At 66.0% G+C, this 17289-nt stretch carries 14 protein-coding genes, 1 tRNA gene and 2 pseudogenes; 9 read left to right on the top strand and 8 right to left on the bottom strand.

Going from position 1 to position 17289, the window contains the following annotated elements; all coding sequences use genetic code 11:
- Positions 1-94: 94 nt before the first annotated feature.
- The 3 genes and pseudogenes from EET10_RS30810 to EET10_RS13150 all read right to left on the bottom strand — a co-directional run.
- A pseudogene (locus EET10_RS30810) lies at positions 95-1044 on the bottom strand (reverse transcriptase N-terminal domain-containing protein); the annotation flags it as partial.
- Positions 1045-1740: 696 nt separating this feature from the next.
- Entirely contained in the window at positions 1741-1968 is a 228-nt protein-coding gene (locus EET10_RS29165) for a hypothetical protein (protein ID WP_136623061.1), read from the bottom strand.
- Between the two features lie 309 nt (positions 1969-2277).
- Positions 2278-2889, bottom strand: a complete 612-nt coding sequence (locus EET10_RS13150; protein ID WP_063468602.1) for an ANTAR domain-containing response regulator — start codon at positions 2887-2889, stop codon at positions 2278-2280.
- A 125-nt stretch (positions 2890-3014) separates the two neighbouring features.
- Between EET10_RS13150 and EET10_RS13145 the strand changes: the two genes are divergently transcribed.
- The 8 genes from EET10_RS13145 (at position 3015) to cydC (ending at position 11587) form a co-directional block, all read left to right on the top strand.
- A tRNA-Leu gene (locus EET10_RS13145) sits at positions 3015-3088 on the top strand.
- 10 nt (positions 3089-3098) lie between these two features.
- A complete protein-coding gene (locus EET10_RS13140) occupies positions 3099-3605 on the top strand; it encodes a DUF488 domain-containing protein (protein WP_036401391.1) in 507 nt (168 codons plus the stop codon).
- A 50-nt stretch (positions 3606-3655) separates the two neighbouring features.
- Positions 3656-4984 (top strand): adenylate/guanylate cyclase domain-containing protein, encoded by a 1329-nt coding sequence (locus tag EET10_RS13135; RefSeq protein ID WP_036401393.1) that lies wholly within the window; start codon positions 3656-3658, stop codon positions 4982-4984.
- A 77-nt stretch (positions 4985-5061) separates the two neighbouring features.
- On the top strand, positions 5062-5652 hold the full coding sequence (locus EET10_RS13130; protein WP_099188345.1) for an HdeD family acid-resistance protein: 591 nt from the start codon (positions 5062-5064) through the stop codon (positions 5650-5652).
- A 97-nt stretch (positions 5653-5749) separates the two neighbouring features.
- The gene (locus EET10_RS13125; RefSeq protein ID WP_063468600.1) at positions 5750-7207 is read left to right on the top strand and encodes a cytochrome ubiquinol oxidase subunit I; all 1458 of its coding nucleotides are present in this window, start codon (positions 5750-5752) and stop codon (positions 7205-7207) included.
- Between the two features lie 30 nt (positions 7208-7237).
- Positions 7238-8278 carry a cytochrome d ubiquinol oxidase subunit II gene (gene cydB / locus EET10_RS13120; RefSeq protein WP_036400842.1) on the top strand — a complete coding sequence of 347 codons (1041 nt, stop codon included), beginning with the start codon at positions 7238-7240 and terminating at the stop codon, positions 8276-8278.
- Positions 8279-8364: 86 nt separating this feature from the next.
- A complete protein-coding gene (gene cydD / locus EET10_RS13115; protein ID WP_246013632.1) occupies positions 8365-9954 on the top strand; it encodes a thiol reductant ABC exporter subunit CydD in 1590 nt (529 codons plus the stop codon).
- Positions 9941-11587 (top strand): thiol reductant ABC exporter subunit CydC, encoded by a 1647-nt coding sequence (cydC, locus tag EET10_RS13110; RefSeq protein WP_122502204.1) that lies wholly within the window; start codon positions 9941-9943, stop codon positions 11585-11587. Before cydD ends, cydC begins: the two co-directional genes overlap by 14 nt.
- On the opposite strand, the gene EET10_RS13105 is transcribed toward cydC, so the two are convergent.
- The 3 genes from EET10_RS13105 to pyk form a co-directional block, all read right to left on the bottom strand.
- Positions 11576-12991, bottom strand: a complete 1416-nt coding sequence (locus EET10_RS13105) for a bifunctional lysylphosphatidylglycerol flippase/synthetase MprF (RefSeq protein ID WP_036400851.1) — start codon at positions 12989-12991, stop codon at positions 11576-11578. The genes cydC and EET10_RS13105 overlap by 12 nt on opposite strands.
- Positions 12992-13113: 122 nt before the next feature.
- Positions 13114-13980 carry an acyl-CoA thioesterase II gene (locus tag EET10_RS13100; protein ID WP_036400853.1) on the bottom strand — a complete coding sequence of 289 codons (867 nt, stop codon included), beginning with the start codon at positions 13978-13980 and terminating at the stop codon, positions 13114-13116.
- The gene (pyk, locus tag EET10_RS13095) at positions 13981-15399 is read right to left on the bottom strand and encodes a pyruvate kinase (protein ID WP_036400855.1); all 1419 of its coding nucleotides are present in this window, start codon (positions 15397-15399) and stop codon (positions 13981-13983) included.
- Between the two features lie 225 nt (positions 15400-15624).
- Between pyk and EET10_RS13090 the strand changes: the two genes are divergently transcribed.
- On the top strand, positions 15625-16377 hold the full coding sequence (locus EET10_RS13090; protein ID WP_063468596.1) for a cutinase family protein: 753 nt from the start codon (positions 15625-15627) through the stop codon (positions 16375-16377).
- Positions 16378-16410: 33 nt separating this feature from the next.
- Here EET10_RS13090 and EET10_RS13085 read toward each other — a convergent pair whose 3' ends face one another.
- Together EET10_RS13085 and EET10_RS13080 are read right to left on the bottom strand one after the other, a co-directional pair.
- Entirely contained in the window at positions 16411-16863 is a 453-nt protein-coding gene (locus EET10_RS13085; RefSeq protein ID WP_063468595.1) for a DUF2752 domain-containing protein, read from the bottom strand.
- Positions 16853-17268 (bottom strand): annotated as a pseudogene (locus EET10_RS13080) (TM2 domain-containing protein). The gene EET10_RS13085 and the pseudogene EET10_RS13080 overlap by 11 nt, the downstream one beginning before the upstream one ends.
- Between the last annotated feature and the right edge of the window lie 21 nt (positions 17269-17289).

Here is a 17289-nt window from a genome sequence, read left to right as displayed (position 1 = left end):
TGGGTTTGATCAGCAGCCTGTTGCGGTAGCGGCGGATGTTGAACCCCAGAAAATCCACCCCGTCCTCGAGGTGCACGATACGGGTCTTGTCCTCGTTGAAGACCAGACCCCGAGGTCGCAGCCACTCCGTGAGCCGCGCCTTGACCTGTTGGGCGTGTTCCCGCGAGTGGCACAGGGCCAGCAGATCATCGGCGTATCTGATCAAAACCGGGGAGCCCGGCCGCGCCGTTTCGGCGTTGGTGCCGGTGCGGATATAGCGGACTCCGGCGGCCTGTTCCATTCCGTGCAGGGCAACGATCAGCAACGGGCTGATCACCCCGCCTTGTGGGCTGCCGTCCTCGGTCGGTGCGAACCGACCTTGATCGATCACCCCCGCGCGTAGCCAGGCCGCGATCATTCCCGCGCGGGGAACGAGCCGAGCTGCGCGAGAAGATGGGCATGATCGATGCGGTCGAACGCGGCGGCCAAATCGGCGTCTAGCGCCCACACGCGTTTGCAGGTCGCACCGCGAGCGGTCACGAAGATCGCCTGCATCGCGTCCTGACAGCTACGGCCTGGCCGAAACCCATACGATCGGGACTCGAACCGGGCCTCCCACTCGGGTTCTAGCGCGTTGACCGTGAGCGCTTGCAGCGCCCGATCGGCGATCACGAGAATCCCGAGGCCGCGCCGTTTTCCGTTGCTCTTCGGAATGAACACCCGCTTGACCGGTCGAGGTCTCCACGCGTTGGTGTCGCGCTGCAGCCAGGTGGCCATCTCGGCCTTTTCCCATCCCGCGAGCACGACCCTGCCGTCGACCCCGGCCGTCTTGCGGCCAGCGTTGAGCTCGGTGACCCGCCGCACACTCAGCAGAGCGTTTGCGTGGGAACCCAGCATCAGCTTCTGCAGATTACGGACCCGCTTGAGGTCCCCCGCCTGCATCGCCGTGAAGATTCGTCGCCGCAGCCTCCGTACGTCGTCTTCGACTTGGCGCCAATCCACGGCGTCCCAGTCGATGATCTCGTCCTCAGGTCCGTTCACCGTCACGGTGTCCAACTTGCCCATCGGTTCTGGAGTCTCCGATCATCTGGTCTTCACAGGCTCACCCGACCCACGTCAGCTCCCTTTCGGGCCGGGCAGCACGCCCGTATCCGACCGGTTATGCGGCTACCATCTGGCGGAGGAGCCAAATCGTGCGGTTGCCGGTTTCCCGTTGCCTTTCGGTGTGTCGGCATCGGCTTCTTGGGTCATCCAGCGCCTGCCGGGGAGTTGCACCTTCCCCACGGTCGGCCTACCGGCAGAATTCACCGGACCCCAACAGGGTTGTCATGTTGCGCATGAACAAGATTCGACCGGGCAGGGTGCCCCCTTTACCCCGGGGACGGTGATGCGCTCCCGACCAGCGACTATCCTCTGGCCGACACCCGCCGCTTCCAGCGGCGGGTCCCTACGGCCCCGCTGACACATCCCATCGGCGGGGGTCACCTTCACAAGGCGTCATCAGGGGTTCACTCGCGTTCACCCATCACCGCACGACGACTGGATGCCGCCCCGCAGCCGGGAAGCGCGTTCGCTTCCCGCCGGTCTTCTCCTCGCCCACGGTCCACGGATGGAACGCGAACCGCTTCGGCTTCTACCCCGGGCTTCGCACCCCGCAGTCACCCGCAGAGCACGCCGAGGCGAAGACAGGCCCTCACGCACTGGCCCGAGTACTACACCTACGGCATCAGCCGAACCTCCAAACGGTGCCTCCTGCTTCACTCATGCACCCTCATGTCGCACATACTCCGAGGTGGATTCGATCACCACGCAGCTGACCTGCTCGGCGATCCGATGCTCGACCACCGCCAAGATCTCGGCGGTGGTCGAGCCCCACGTGCTCACCGTCGTCGACGTGGCACGCCGACCCTGCCCCTGAACCCGGATACACGCCGTGGCGTCCTTCGTCGAGACATCGATACCCACACACCGCGGACGTATCACCTCCATAGTGGCACTCCTTCACCCAGAGTTATTGTCGTGGAGCGTGTTTCGGAGAGAGCCAAACAAACAGGAGTCTCACTCACGTGCGCACAGGCAACAATCCACCGCCCCCGCACAACCACCGGGGCACTCTCCGCTCCCAAGCTGCTCGCCGTGCTCACCGGCACCACAGACGCAACGGGGCCCACCGAAACACCCCCCACGCCTCGACCCCACCAGCCCGCCAAACAACCACTTACCCAGCCGAACGGCCGGCACCAATTTTCATCCCCCACCGCGGGGCTGGCCTAGCCCCCCGCACAACTGCTCGCGCCGTTAGGTGGGCGTGTCGAGGGTCTCCAGGACCACTTCGGCCACCCGCTTCATGGTGGTCCGCCGGTCCATGGCGGCGCGCTGGATCCACTTGAACGCCTCCGGCTCGGTCATGCCCTGCTTGGCCTGCAGCAGGCCTTTGGCACGTTCGACGAGCTTGCGAGTTTCCAGCCGGTCGGACAGCGCCGCCACTTCCTGTTCCAGCGCGGTGATCTCGCTGAACCGGCTGACGGCCAACTCGATGGCCGGGATCAGGTCGCTGGCAGTGAAGGGCTTCACCAGATAGGCCATGGCCCCGGCGTCGCGGGCGCGTTCCACGAGGTCGCGCTGGCTGAACGCGGTGAGCACCACGATCGGCGCGATGCGCTTGCTGGCGATCTCCGACGCCGCGTCGATCCCGTCGCGGCGCGGCATCTTCACGTCCATGATGACCAGATCGGGCTTGTGCCGCTCGGCGAGTTCGACGGCTTCCTGGCCGTCGCCGGCCTCTCCGACTATGTCGTACCCCTCCTCTCGCAGCATTTCGGCGAGGTCCATTCGGATGAGCGCTTCGTCTTCCGCGATCAAGACACGGTGTGGCTTTGCGGCATCGGCGTCGTTGGTGGGGCCGGTCATGACGGACATTGTGGCGTGAGCGGCTGAGATGGGAAACCTTGGGGGGCGGCGAGTCGGGATGACGGCATGAATCCGCTATGGTTGGAGGCTGCTCTGAGGTGGAACGCCGTACCGGAACAACCTCAGCCCTCGTATCCCAACTGGCAGAGGAAACGGACTCAAAACCCGTCCAGTGTGGGTTCGAATCCCACCGAGGGCACTCCGGGATCATGCTGTACACCATTGGCCACGGCGCCAAGACCGCCGGGCAACTCACCGACATGCTGCGCCAACACGACATCGCGCTGCTGGTCGACGTGCGCAGTTTCCCCGGCTCCCGTCGCAACCCCGACGTGTCCAAGCAGGCAATGCCCGATTGGCTGGGCGTCGCCGGGATCGCCTACCGGCACGAACCTGATCTCGGTGGCCGACGCAAGCCGCCCGCCGCGCCGGTGCCGCGCGACCGGTGGTGGGAAAACCCGGCGTTCGCGAACTACGCGGCGCATACCCGAACTCCCGGCTTTCACGCGGCATACCAGCGGCTGCTGTGGGATGCCGACACCACCAATGTGGCGGTGATGTGCGGGGAACCGACCTGGTGGCGCTGTCACCGGCGCATGATCGCCGACTTGGCCGCCCGCGACGGACACCAGGTGCTGCACATCATGCCCAACGGTGCACTATCGCCACATCGTCCGTCGGAGTGGCTCACCCATGACATCTCTGACGGGTCCTGAGTCTTGGCAGGTGGCCGACAATATCGAGCGCAGCGGTTACGCTCTTGATCGTGGCGGCTATGAAACGCGGTGCCCCACGGAAACGATCCGAGGGCTCAACACGCCACGACTGCGTCATGGTCGTGCGCGAGCAAACCCGCGAATTCGACCAGCACTACGCCCGCAGTGCGGCGCGCCGGGCCCGGCTGCTCAATATCGCCGCCTGGCTGGCCGTGATGGTCAGCGCGAGCTTTGTGCTGATGCAACTCCTGACCGATGCCTGGCTGTGGCCGCTGAGTTGGATCAACGTCGCCGCGGCCGGGGTCTTCGCGATCGTCCCGATGCTGCACCGGTTCGGGGAATTGGTGGCACCGCTGACGTTTATCGGAGCGGCCTACGTGACGGTCTTCGCCAGCTGCTGGAGCATCGGTACCGGGTCGGGCGCGCAGTTCTTCTTTCTCGTCGGCGCCTGCCTGGTGGTGCTGGTGCTGGGCATCGAACACATCGTGCTGGCCAGCGGACTGGCGGCCCTGGCGACGGCGTTGATCATCGCGGTGGAGTTCCTGGTCCCCCGCAACACCGGAGTGGAGCCCGGCTGGGCTCAATCGGCGGGCTTCGTCATCACCACGGTCTCCGCCTGCGTGGTGGTGGTCGTCTCGGTCTGGTTTGCCCTGTGGGACACCGCGCGCGCCGAAGCGATCATGGAAGCCCAATACGACCGGTCCGAGGCCCTGCTGACCAACATGTTGCCCGCCAGCATCGCCGAGCGACTCAAACATCCCGAGCGTGACGTCATCGCCGACAAATACGACGAGGCCTCGGTGCTGTTCGCAGACATCGTCGGCTTCACCGAGCGGGCCAGCAGCGCCGCGCCGGCCGACCTCGTCCGCTTCCTGGACCGGCTGTACAGCGCGTTCGACGCGTTGGTGGACAAGCACGGGCTGGAGAAAATCAAGGTCAGCGGCGACTGCTACATGGTGGTCAGCGGCGTGCCGCGGCCACGGCCCGACCATGTGCAGGCATTGGCAGACTTTGCGCTGGATATGGTCGGCGTCGCGGCCGGATTGACGGACCCGCAAGGCCACCAGGTGCCGCTACGGGTGGGCCTGGCCACCGGTCCGGTAGTCGCCGGCGTGGTGGGTTCGCGCCGCTTTTTCTACGACGTGTGGGGCGACGCGGTCAATGTCGCGTCACGAATGGAGACCACCGACTCGGTCGGCAAAATTCAAGTGCCGGATGAGGTCTATGAGCGCTTGAAGGCCGATTTCGCGCTGCAGGAGCGCGGGCACATCAATGTCAAGGGCAAAGGGGTCATGCGCACCTGGTACCTGCTCGGTCGCAGGCCGGCAGAGCAGCCGGCCGACGAGCTCGCCGCGGAGCCGAGCACGGCCAGCGTCTGAAACGTCTCTGCAACGCATTCTGAAACGTCACCGGACCCGCAACCACCGGTGGTTCACCTCTATGCCAAAACCGTCACATGCGTCACACTGGTGCCATGCAAACCACACCAGTCTCGGGCCCTGTCCCCCGCTTGTTGCCGCATCTGTGGAAATCGACGCTGTTGTCGGGACTCCTGTCGCTGGTCCTCGGCGTTGTGATCCTGGTCTGGCCCGGAATATCGGTCCTGGTGGCCGCCGTCGCATTCGGCGTCTACCTCGTCGTGACCGGCATCGCGCAGGTTGTCTTCGCGTTCAGCCTGCACGTTTCGGCCGGCAGCCGGATCCTGTTGTTCATCAGCGGCGCTGCCTCACTGATCCTGGCCCTCTTGGCGTTCCGCCATTTCGGCAACGCGGTCCTGCTGCTGGCCATCTGGATCGGCATCGGGTTCATCTTCCGCGGCGTCGCCACAACCGTGTCCGCGATCAACGACCCGACCCTGCCTGGACGCGGATGGCAGATCTTCGTCGGCGTTATCAGCCTGATCGCCGGCGTGGTGGTGATGGCCGCGCCGTTCGAGTCGATCATCACGTTGGCCATCGTCGTGGGTGTGTGGCTGGTCATCATCGGCGCCTGCGAGATCGTGTCGGCGTTCGGCATCCGTAAGGCGGCCAAGACACTGGGGCTATAAATCCTCCGATAAGCATCACTCAACTCGCGTCAACGCCGATACCTCTACTACACTTCGTCGTAGCCCGCTGTAAGGCCTGCATCCCGGGAGATGACAGATGAATGTCGTCGATATTTCGCGCTGGCAGTTCGGTATCACTACCGTCTACCACTTCATCTTCGTGCCGCTCACCATCGGCCTGGCCCCGCTGCTTGCCGTGATGCAAACGGTGTGGGTGGTCACCGGTAATACGGCCTGGTATCGGCTGACCAAGTTCTTCGGGAAGTTGTTCCTGATCAACTTCGCCATCGGCGTGGCCACCGGGATCGTGCAGGAATTTCAGTTCGGAATGAATTGGTCCGAATATTCCCGATTCGTCGGCGACATCTTCGGCGCCCCGCTGGCAATGGAAGGCCTAATGGCCTTCTTCTTCGAATCGACGTTCCTCGGACTGTGGATCTTCGGTTGGAGCAGGCTGCCCCGATTGGTCCACCTGGCCTGCATCTGGATCGTCGCGATCGCGGTCAACGTCTCCGCATTCTTCATCATCTCCGCGAACTCGTTCATGCAGCACCCGGTGGGGGCGCATTACAACCCGGCCACCAAACGCGCAGAGCTGAACAGCATCACCGCGCTACTCACCAATAACACTGCGATAGCGGCATTTTCACACACCGTAGCCGGTTCGTTGCTCACCGCAGGAACCTTTGTCGCCGCGGTCAGCGCATGGTGGCTGGTGCGTTCGAACACCGCCCCCGTCGGGCCCGGCACCCGCGCCATGTATCGCCCGGCGACCATCCTGGGCTGTTGGGTTGCGCTGGTCGCCACCGTCGGCTTGTTCTTCACCGGTGACCACCAGGGCAAGCTGATGTTTACGCAGCAACCGATGAAAATGGCGTCCGCGGAATCGCTGTGCGACACCCAGACCGATCCGGACTTTTCCATCCTGACGGTCGGCCGGCAAAACAATTGCGACAGCCTCACCCGGGTCCTCGAGGTGCCCTACGTGCTGCCGTACCTCGCCCAGGGCCAAACCACCGGTGTCACGTTGCAAGGTGTCCGCAATTTGCAGCAGGACTACAACCAACGATTCGGCCCCAATGATTACCGGCCCAATCTATTCGTCACCTACTGGTCATTTCGCGCGATGATCGGGTTCCTCGCGATTCCGGTGCTGTTCGCGTTGCTGGCCCTGTGGCTGACCCGCGGCGGACGGATCCCGGGACGGCGGTGGTTCGCCTGGTTTGCGCTTTTCACGATTCCCGCGCCGTTCCTGGCCAACATGTTCGGATGGGTTTTCACCGAGATGGGCCGTCAGCCCTGGATCGTGGCTCCCAACCCGACCGGCGACCAACAGGTTCGACTCACCGTCGCAACCGCTGTCTCCAACCACCCGTTCGGCTTGGTCGTCACCTCATTGATGACGTTCACGCTGGTCTACGCGGTGCTCGCGGTCATATGGTTCTGGCTGCTCAAGCGCTATGTCGTCGAGGGGCCGCAGGAGCACGACGCGGAGCCGGCGGCGGCTGCGACGCCTGGCAGCGACGAAGTGGCACCGTTGTCGTTCGCTTACTGACACCCACTGACCCAGAAGGGAGATGACCCGGTGGGACTCCAACAATTGTGGTTCGCTGTCATCGGGGTGCTGTTCCTCGGTTTCTTGGTTCTCGAGGGATTCGACTTCGGTGTTGGCATGCTCATGGAGCCGCTGGCTCGGGTGGCCCCGGGCGATCCTGAAATCCAAAGGCGAGCTGTACTGAACACCATCGGCCCGGTCTGGGACGGTAACGAGGTCTGGCTGCTCACCGCGGGCGCGGGAATGTTCGCCGCGTTTCCCGGCTGGTACGCGACAGTATTCTCGGCGTTGTATTTGCCGCTGCTGGCCATCTTGTTCGGCATGATCCTGCGCGCGGTGGCCATCGAATGGCGCGGCAAGGTCGACGACACCAAATGGCGGGCGTGGGCAGATTTCGGTATCGCCGCGGGGTCTTGGCTGCCCGCTGTCCTGTGGGGCGTCGCGTTCGCCATCCTGGTGCGCGGACTCCCGGTCGACGGCGACGCTCACGTGCATCTGGGCATCGGCGATGTGCTCAGCGCTTACACACTATTGGGCGGCCTCGCCACCGCAGGGTTGTTCCTGCAATACGGCGCGGTGTTCATCGCCTTGAAAACCGCAGGGCCGATCCGCGACAGCGCCTACCGGATCGCGCTGTGGCTCGCTCTGGCGGCGACGGTGCTGGTTGGGGGGTTCGGAGTGTGGACCCAGCTGGCGTATGGCAAGCAATGGACCTGGGCGGCACTGGGCGTGGCGGTGATCGCCCAGGTGGCCGCCGTACTGCTGGTATGGCGGCGGGCATCCGACGGGTTTGCGTTCCTGAGCACGTTGGTGGTCGTCGCGGCCGTGGTGGTGTTGTTGTTCGGCGTGCTGTACCCGAACCTGGTGCCGTCGACGCTGAACGAGCAGTGGAACGTCACGATCTACAACGCTTCGTCGACGCCGTACACCCTGAAGATCATGACCTGGGTGACGGCCATTTTCGCGCCGCTGACGGTGGTGTACCAGGCCTGGACGTACTGGGTGTTCCGGCAACGCATTTCGGCTGACCGGATACCTCCGTCCATCGGTCTGGCGAGGCGCACGTCCTGAGCGCAACGGATAAATCGGCCCGGGCGCCGCTGGATCCGCGGCTGTGGCGGGCATCGTCGGCCCTGCGCCGCCACCTGATCGCCGCGGTGGCGTGTGGAGTGGCGATATCCGGTTGTGCGATCGGCTCGGCGGTGGTCCTGGCGGGAATCGTGGCGCGGGTCGTGGCCGATCCCTCGACTCGACACCTAGGCTGCTGGCTGGGACCGCTGACAATATTGTTGGCGCTGTGGACAATCCGCGCCGTGATTCACTGGCTGCAGGCACGTCTGGGGCAGCGGGGAGCCAGCGCGGTGATCGCGGATCTCAGCGGCCAGCTGCTGACGGCAGTAACCGGCCTCCAGCCCAGGCAGGTTGCGGCACAGCGGGATGCCGCGGCGGTGCTGGTCACGCGCGGACTGGACGGACTGCGCCCGTACTTTACCGGTTACCTGCCCGCCTTGCTTCTTGCGATGATTCTGACGCCGGCCACCGTCGCGGTCATCGCGCTCTACGATGTGAAATCGACGGTGATCGTGGTGATCACGCTGCCGCTGATTCCGATCTTCATGGTGTTGATCGGACTGGCGACCGCCGATCGGTCGGCAGCCGCGCTGGCCGCGATGGGCACGCTGCAGGCCCGGCTACTGGACCTGATCGCCGGCATCCCCACCCTGCGGGCGCTGGGCCGCGCAGTGGGACCGGAGCAGCGCATCGCAGAACTCGGTGCGGCCCATCGGCGTTCGGCGATGGCCACGCTGCGGGTCGCCTTCCTGTCGGCGTTGGTGCTCGAACTGCTGGCCACGCTGGGCGTGGCCCTGGTTGCGGTGAGCATCGGTCTTCGCCTGGTGTTCGGCCAGATGAGCCTGGCGGCCGGGTTGACGGTACTGCTGCTGGCGCCTGACGTCTATTGGCCGCTGCGGCGCATCGGCGTGGAATTTCATGCCGCCCAAGACGGCAAGACCGCGGCCGACCAGGCTTTCGCGCTCATCGGCCAGCCGGCGCCCGCTTCGGCGGGCACCCGCACGGTGGCGGCCCGCGGAGCCCTGATCCGCATCGAAAACCTCAGCGTCGCAAGCAGAGACGGCCGATCGCCGGATGACCTGACCGCGGTGCTCGAACCCAGCCGAGTGACGGTACTGACCGGGCGAAACGGCGCGGGCAAGAGCACCGCCCTGCAGACGATAGCGGGCATCACCGTGCCGTCGTCGGGACGGGTCACCGTCGCCGGAATCGATGTCCGCGACTTGGACCCCGCCGACTGGTGGCGGCAGTTATCCTGGCTACCGCAACGCCCGGTGCTGATTCCGGGTACCGTTCGCGACAACCTGCTGCTGCTCGGTGATCTCGAGGACCTCGACAAGGCTTGCACCGCAGCAGGCTTCGATACAGTACTGGCCGAGCTACCCGACGGATTGAACACCACGCTCGGCCGCGGCGGCATCGGCTTGTCGCTGGGGCAACGCCAGCGCCTCGGACTGGCCCGAGCCCTCGGATCCACCGCCCCGGTGCTGTTGCTCGACGAACCCACCGCACACCTGGACGCCGACACCGAGGACCGGGTGTTGCGGGCCGTCGTCGAACGGGCCCGCCAGGGTGCGACGGTGGTGGTCGTCGGCCACCGGGCACCCGTTGTGGCCATCGGTGACCGGGTCGTCGAGGTCACCGCCGGCAGCGAGGTTGGCTATGCCCCGGTCTGATCCGCTGCTGGCCGGCTATGACCTGCTGCGTCCTCGACTCGGGCGCGTCCTGGCCGCGATTGCTTTGGCGGCGTTGTCGCTGGGCAGCGGCCTGGCCCTGGCCGGCGTTTCGGCATGGTTGATCACCCGCGCCTGGCAGATGCCGCCCGTGCTGGACTTGTCCATCGCGGTCGTCGCGGTGCGGACGTTCGCGATTTCGCGCGGGATCCTGCACTACTGCGCGCGACTTGCCACCCACGACGCCGCGCTGCGCGCGGCCGGCGCCGCCCGCGCCCGGATCTACCACCGGCTGGCCGCGGGGCCGCCGGCCGCCGCGGTCCGGCTGCACAGCGGCGAGGTGGTGGCCCGTGTCGGTGCCGACGTCGACACCGTGGCCGACATGGTGGTGCGCGCGGTGGTACCGATCGGCGTCGCTGCAGTACTGGCGCTGGCCGCGACCACCGCCGTCGCGATCATTTCGGTGCCGGCTGCAGCGGTGCTGGCGATGTGCCTGCTGGTGGCCGGGGCTGTCGCGCCCTGGTTTGCCGGCAGAGCCGCCGTCGAACACGAAGCGCTGGCCCGCCGACATCATGGCGGACGCGACACGTCGGCGATGGCCGCACTCGACCATGCACCCGAGCTTCGGGTCGCCGGGGTCCTGCCGGACGTCATTGCCGAATCCCAACGGCGACAACGTACTTGGGGTCAGGCCCTCGACAACGCGGCCAGGCCGGCGGCGATCGCCGAGGCGATACCGACCGCCGCGATCGGGGTCAGTGTGTTGGGTGCGGTGGCGGCGGGGATCGGCATGGCACCCACGGTCGCGCCGACGACCCTGGCCGTGTTGATGTTGTTGCCATTGTCGGCCTTCGAGGCCACCAACGCACTGCCGGCGGCCGCGGTGCAGTTGACCCGGTCACGCATCGCCGCTCGGCGGCTGCTCGACCTGGCGCCGCCCAACCGCCTCGATGAGGCAGCCACAACACCAGCGGGCAGCGCGGTCACCGGGCGTCTGTCCGCCGATGTGTGGTTCGGTCACGTCCAGGCGCGGTCAGCCCGGGCGTTGGTCGACCTGCCACCGGGCGCCCGGCTTGCTGTCACCGGCGCCAGCGGCTCCGGCAAGACGACGCTGCTGATGACATTCGCGGGACTGCTGCCGCCGCTGCGTGGCCGGGTGCTCGTGGACGAAATCGACGTGAGCCGTTTCGATGAAGCCGAACTGCGAAGAGCCGTCACCTTTTTCGCTGAAGACGCACATGTCTTCGCCACCACGGTACGGGACAACTTGCTGGTCGTCCGCAGCGATTGCGGCGATGACGAATTGACGGCCGCCTTGGCGAAGGTCGGCCTCGGCGGCTGGCTGGCCGGCCTGCCCGAGGGCTTGTCGACGGTGTTGATCGGTGGCGCGCAAGGACTTTCAGCAGGGCAACGCCGACGGCTGCTGCTCGCGCGGGCGGTGCTCTCCCCCGCCCGCATTGTGCTGCTGGACGAGCCAACCGAGCACCTTGACGCGACCGACGCCGAGGCCGTCCTGCGCGATTTGCTGGTGCCCGGCCCCGGACCGATTCTGGGCGACAAGACGATTGTGGTGGCTACCCACCACCTGCCCGAAGACATTCACTGCGCCCGGCTGCGCGTCGACTCACCGGCGTGACCCTTCGGGTAGCCCTCGGCGCCGCGGCATGAATTCCAGGGAGAGCAGCACCAGCAGCAGCGGAACGATCTGGGTCAACGAGACCAGCGCATAGCGCCGTTCGGCCACTGCGTGGAACTTGCACAGGTACCGGTACAAGGACTCCAGGGAAATGAACGGGTCAAGCAGATGGATCAGCAGGTAGAACAAGCGTTGCGCGCGGCTCCGGTGCGCCGCGTCGAAGATCTCCGGGAAAGCCGCGAATGCCAGCGAGAGCCGTTGCGCGCCAGCCTCTTTGGCAGCGGTGATCATGTCGACGCTGAGCCGCTCGTCGATCCCGTTCGGGGCACCACTGCGCCGCCACGGCACGTCGAGGGAGAAATCACTGCCGCCGCCCGCGATCGTGAATCGGTCGAAGCCCTGCACCCGCCCCGAAGCGTCCCTGGCGATGATCAGCTGAACGCCTGGGTATTTGCCTTCCAGTACGCCGTCCAGGCTCATGCAGAAGCCGCGGTCGGTGCGCGCCCCCTTGGATGACGCCAGCAGCATCTCGGTCAGCTCTGCGCGCTGCTTGTCGTCGAGTTCCTGCTCCGCCACGATCTCGGTGGTGATGCCGGCGTTATGGGTCCGTTTGACGGCCTGACGCAGGTTGCGAAACTTGCGGCCCACCATCGCGAAGTTGGGCACATCGATGACGACGTCTCGCCCGATGGGTACCGCCCGCAGCGACCGTCCGGGCACGGCGGGGTCGGTCCACAGACTCAGCCGTCGCTCACTGCAGGCCAGCACCGCAATCCGCCAGCCGCGGGCATGACAGGTGGCGGCGAAGTCGGCAACCAGCTCGGGAAACTGCGATTCGTCACCGATCGGGTCCCCAGCGACTACCGCAAAGCCCAGCCGTGTCCGGTATGCCAGCGCCGCGGTGCCGGCCGCGCTGAAGTGGTAGCACTTACCCGCCTGCATGGCGAACGGCGCCAACGGATCCTCGCTGGTGGCGTTGATCAATGCCCACACCCGGGGTAAGTCACCAGGTCGTGGGTGCGACGACGTCGGCCACATCAACACCAATCCCGATCCGGCGATCAGCGTTTCACCGGCCAGGTCGAAGGACAGCACATGCAGGCCCAGCCCCGCGACCAGGAATAGCGCGGCCGCTGCCGCATGCATGGCTGTGACCGGACGCCCGAGGAAGATGCCCCGCGCAATCAAGGCCACCGCAGCCAGGATCGTCAGCGACCAACTCAGCCGCCCGGCCGCCTGCCAATCCTCGTGCCGGTAGTTATGCGCGAGCAGCGCAATGAGCCAGCACGCCGCACAGAACACCGCCAGGGCACCGACCAGGCGAGCCCTAAATGTGTCGACGTGGACGACGACGCGTTCACGGGCACGGACCCTCGGCGCGACATCGACCGACGGTTCGTTCACACTCACCTCCCGCTGACCTGCCTCTCAGCTGCCGGAAGGGTACCCGCTACCAGGAACGGTACGCCTCAGCGTGGCCGGGTTGAGCCGAAACCGGGCGGTTGTCCTTCGGTTACCCGACCTGTCTATCGGCGAGCCGCGGGAAAGTATTTCAGGACGCCCTCCTGCACCACGGTCGCGATAAGTCGCCCGCCGCGGTCGAAGAAATGCCCGGTACCCAGCCCGCGCGAATCCGCGGCCACCGGTGACGATGTCGAATAAAGGACCCAGTCGTCGAAGTCGACCTGGCGGTGAAACCACACCGAGTGGTTGGCGGACGCGGCGAAAATCCGGTCGAAGCCCCACGACAGCCCATGGGTGGTGATCACCGAGTCCAGGACCGTGGTGTCCGAGGAATACAGCATCGTCGCGGTGTGCAGCACCGGGTCGTCGGGCATCGCGCCCAGAGCCTTGAGCCAGACCCGGTTGTAAGGAAGCCGGTCGCCCTTCTCCCGCATCACCCAGGACGGGTCATTGGTATAGCGCCACTCGATCGGTTGCAACGCGTTGACGAAGTGCGGGACGGTGTCCTCATAGCCGCGCAACAGCTCGCCGATCGGCGGCCGGGTGTGCGGCTCGTCCACCTCCGGCGGATCCACGGCGTGCTCAAGCCCGGGACCGCCGGACATGTAGGAGATCATCGCCGAAGACAGCAACATGCCGTCCTGTACCGCGTCGACACGCCGGTTGGCGAACCGCCGCTCGTCGCGCAACCGCACCACATGGAATTCGATGTCCTTGGTGGTGTCACCCCCATTGATGAAATGCACCGAGAGCGCGCTGGGCGGTAGCTCTTCGCGGGTCAGCGTGCGGGTGCTGGCGACGAACGACTGCGCCACCAGCAACCCGCCGAAGGTGCGCAGCGGGTTCTTGCTGGGATGAGATCCGATGAACCGGTCGTCGGCGGCCCGGTGGAGATCCAGCACCGCCAGCAGTTCGTCAAAGTCGGACAACTAAACGTCGTCCTCACCGATCCGGTGCACGTGGATCAGGTTGGTGGAACCCACCGTTCCCGGAGGCGCACCCGCGACGATCACCACCAGGTCGCCCCGCTTGTAGCGGCCGAGCTCCAGCAGCGACTTGTCCACCTGGCGGATCATCCCGTCGGTGGACTCCATCTTCGGAACGATGAATGTCTCGGTGCCCCAGGTCATCGCGAGCTGGCTGCGCACCTCGGGCCACGCGGTGAAGGCCAGCAGCGGCAGCGGGGTGTGCAGGCGGGCCAGCCGCCGCACCGTGTCGCCGGATTGGGTGAAAGCGACCAGGGCCTTGGCGTCCAGTCGCTCGCCGATGTCGCGGGCGGCATAGGAGATCACGCCCCGCTTGGTGCGCGGCACATGCGTCAACGGCGGAGCCGCCGTCGAATTCTCTTCGACCGCACAGATGATCCGCGACATGGTCCGCACCACCAACAGCGGATACTTGCCGACCGACGTTTCCCCGGACAACATCAGCGCGTCGGCGCCGTCGAGCACCGCGTTGGCGACGTCGGAGGCCTCGGCGCGGGTCGGCCGCGAATTCTCGATCATCGAGTCCAGCATCTGCGTCGCCACGATCACCGGCTTGGCGTTCTCCCGCGCCATCTGGATCGCCCGCTTCTGTACCAGCGGAACCTCTTCCAACGGCAACTCGACCCCGAGATCACCGCGAGCCACCATGACGGCGTCGAAGGCCAGCACGATGGCCTCGAGGTTGTCGATGGCTTCGGGCTTCTCCAGCTTGGCGATCACCGGCACTCGCCGGCCGATCCGATCCATCACCTCGTGGACCAGTTCGACATCAGAGGGCGAGCGCACGAAGGACAGCGCCACCATGTCGATGCCCAGGTTCAGCGCGAACGTGAGGTCCTCGATATCCTTTTCCGACAGGGCGGGCGCGGAAACACTCATGCCGGGCAACGAGATTCCCTTGTTGTTGCTGACCGGGCCGCCCTCGACGACAGTGCACACCACGTCGTCTCCGTCGACGTGATCGACCACCAATCCGACTTTGCCGTCGTCAACCAGCACGCGGTCACCGGCTGTGGCGTCCTGCGCCAACCTCTTGTAGGTGGTGGATACCCGGTCGTGGCAACCGTCGCAGTCCCGGACAGTGATCCGCACCGTTTCGCCGTCAGCCCAATAGGTCGGCCCGCTGGCGAAGCGCCCCAGCCTGATCTTCGGTCCTTGTAGATCGGCGAGCAGGCCGACGGCGCGCCCGGTGGCATCCGAGGCTGCCCGGACTCGTTTGTAGGCCGCCTCGTGATCGGCATAGTCGCCGTGGCTGAAGTTCATTCGGGCGACGTCCATTCCGGCTTCGACCAGCGCTCTGACCATGTCGTCCGATTGGGTGGCCGGCCCGAGAGTGCAGACGATCTTCCCGCGTCTTGTCACGACGACAAAGCATAGTCGCGGTCATGTGCCTTCGGTGCGCCTCGCCGATACCCGCCCATCGGGACCACAGCCGATCGTGGGCGTCGCAATACCGGTGCGCGAGCGCCCACTCTCCGCGCGGTGGGAACGCGGGCCGGCTGCTGCGGCACCGTCCCGTCGCCGCGCGCGAGCAACTTTCCGCGCGCAAAAGGTGCCGGAAAATTCCCGATTTGAGAAACTCCTCGTATGGACACCTATCGAGCCGCAATTGCTTCTCCCGTCGTCCGAATCCTTGGTCCCGCAGTGATCACCGCATGGGGTATCAGCGCCTCCGTCCTCCCCGGCTTTGTGATCCCGGCAGCATCCGCAGAACCCTGCCCCGATGTCGAGGTGGTGTTCGCCCGGGGCACCGGTGAGGCTCCGGGTGTCGGCCCCACGGGGCAGGCATTTGTCGACTCCCTGCGCTCGCGAGCCGGCGGCAAGACATTCGGGGTATATCCGGTCAACTATCCGGCCAGCGACCAGTGGGATACCGGGATCGACGGCATCCGAGACACTAGTGCCCATGTCATTTCCATGGCGGGCAGCTGCCCCAAGACCAAAATGGTCCTCGGCGGATATTCCCAGGGAGCGGCCGTGATGGGCTTCGTCACGTCGGCCGCGGTGCCGGATGGAGTCGATCCCGCCACCGTGCCCAAACCGCTGGCACCCGAGGTGGCCGACCATGTCGCCGCGGTGGTGTTGTTCGGGTTGCCGAACCACCGGGCGATGGACTTCCTCGGCCAGCCCCCGGTCGCTATTGGTCCCGCTTATCAGGCCAAGACCATCAAGGTCTGCGAACCGGAGGATCCGGTTTGCTCCGACGGGCTCAACTTCGCTGCCCATGACGCCTACGCAGGCGACGGGCTGGTGGTAGAGCAGGGTGTAGCCTTTGCCGCCAGTCGGCTTAACGCGCCTGACGCCGGGGCGCCGGGCCCGCTGTCCGGCTTCGGCAACTGAGCGGGCCGGCCGCCCGGCCGGGGTCACGGGAGGTCATGCGCCGAGAACGGTCGGCACCAACGGGAAGCCGGGCAGATTTCGCAGCACCGTCCACACCACCGTCGCCACCGCAAGGGTGATGATCGCGGGCGGGGGCAGCCACGACTGGCCGTTGCGGCGGCGCAGCTGCAACCAACCGGCGATCACGGGGATACCGGCCAACAAGAAAACCAAGAAAACATTGTCATTGATGGCGGCCGCGACATCACCATGCAGCAGGTCGTGCGTCATCCGCAGCCCACCGCACGCGGGGCAATTCCAGCCGGTGAGCAACTTGAACGGACATTGCGGGTACAGCGAATCGCCGCGGTGCGGATCGACCAGCCCGATGTAGCCCAAGGCGCCGGCAAACAGCACGGCCGAACCCGCGGCGCCGTAGAGACGACGCAGCCGCCGAGCGTGCCCGCCCCGGGCCCCCGAAACCCTGGCGGGCCGATCAGGTTCCATCGCGCAATGGGCGACCCCACGGGTCGCTGACTTTGTCAGTCAAGATCAGCACAGCGTCGATGACGCCCCAGATTACCGCGCCGACCCCGCACGTCAGCCAACCGACGAGCAGCTGCGCGATGCCCATCCCGGTGTGCCCGAGGTAGATTCGGCCGATACCGGCGATGCCGAACAGCCCCAATAGCTGTAACAGCCCCGCGATCGTCTTCGATTTGTCCGAAAGTGGTTGCCCGGTAACAGGATGCCGACCGAAGGGAGCCGACGGGTCCGCTGCCGGGCCGTAGTAGCCGCCGGGCCGGGAGTGTTCCGGATAGTACGGCGGCGGAAAAGGCGGCGGATATCCCGGTTGCTGCTCCGGTGAACCGGGCTGCGCCGCCCACGACTGGTCAGTCACCGCTTCAGCATGCCAGATCCAGCGGGTCCGCG

The sequence above is a fragment of the Mycobacterium pseudokansasii genome, assembly GCF_900566075.1.
Lineage (GTDB): Bacteria > Actinomycetota > Actinomycetes > Mycobacteriales > Mycobacteriaceae > Mycobacterium > Mycobacterium pseudokansasii.
This window is presented reverse-complemented; position numbering and strand designations above follow the sequence as displayed.

Bases quoted from the DNA above. Each gene is read 5' to 3' on its own strand.
- EET10_RS29165 (WP_136623061.1), bottom strand. From the start codon at position 1,968: ATGGAGGTGATACGTCCGCGGTGTGTGGGTATCGATGTCTCGACGAAG.
- EET10_RS13150 (WP_063468602.1), bottom strand. From the start codon at position 2,889: ATGACCGGCCCCACCAACGACGCCGATGCCGCAAAGCCACACCGTGTC.
- EET10_RS13140 (WP_036401391.1), top strand. From the start codon at position 3,099: ATGCTGTACACCATTGGCCACGGCGCCAAGACCGCCGGGCAACTCACC.
- EET10_RS13130 (WP_099188345.1), top strand. From the start codon at position 5,062: ATGCGTCACACTGGTGCCATGCAAACCACACCAGTCTCGGGCCCTGTC.
- EET10_RS13125 (WP_063468600.1), top strand. From the start codon at position 5,750: ATGAATGTCGTCGATATTTCGCGCTGGCAGTTCGGTATCACTACCGTC.
- cydC (WP_122502204.1), top strand. From the start codon at position 9,941: ATGCCCCGGTCTGATCCGCTGCTGGCCGGCTATGACCTGCTGCGTCCT.
- EET10_RS13090 (WP_063468596.1), top strand. From the start codon at position 15,625: ATGGACACCTATCGAGCCGCAATTGCTTCTCCCGTCGTCCGAATCCTT.
- EET10_RS13085 (WP_063468595.1), bottom strand. From the start codon at position 16,863: ATGGAACCTGATCGGCCCGCCAGGGTTTCGGGGGCCCGGGGCGGGCAC.